Source organism: Adlercreutzia equolifaciens (assembly GCF_029076695.1).
GTDB lineage: Bacteria > Actinomycetota > Coriobacteriia > Coriobacteriales > Eggerthellaceae > Adlercreutzia > Adlercreutzia equolifaciens_A.
The window spans coordinates 1-294 of sequence record NZ_JARFIK010000499.1 but is presented as its reverse complement, the minus strand read 5'-3'; the positions used below and the strand labels follow the sequence as shown (position 1 = coordinate 294).

1 pseudogene is annotated in these 294 nt (G+C 65.0%); it reads left to right on the top strand.

The annotated features are described in order from the left end of the window. A pseudogene (locus PZH32_RS14195) lies at positions 1–294 on the top strand (FAD-binding protein); the annotation flags it as partial.

The window sequence follows — 294 nt, the reverse complement described above, 5'->3', positions numbered from 1 at the left end:
GACGTGCTGAAGCGCCGCGACACCCTGGAAGAGCTGGAGGCCGATCTTGGCCTGGCCCAGGGCGTCCTCACCGAGGCCGTGGCCCGATGGAACGAGACCTGCGAGCGCGGCTAGGACGACTTCATGTACCCCATGCCGCCCGAGTGGCTCCATGCCATCACCGAGCCGCCGTTCTACGGCTGCCGTATCGGCGGCAATCTGTACGGCACCAAGGACGGTCTGCTCATCAACGATCAGATGCAGGTTGTAGGCACGAACGGCCGCGTCATTCCCGGTCTCTACGCCGGTTGGCAT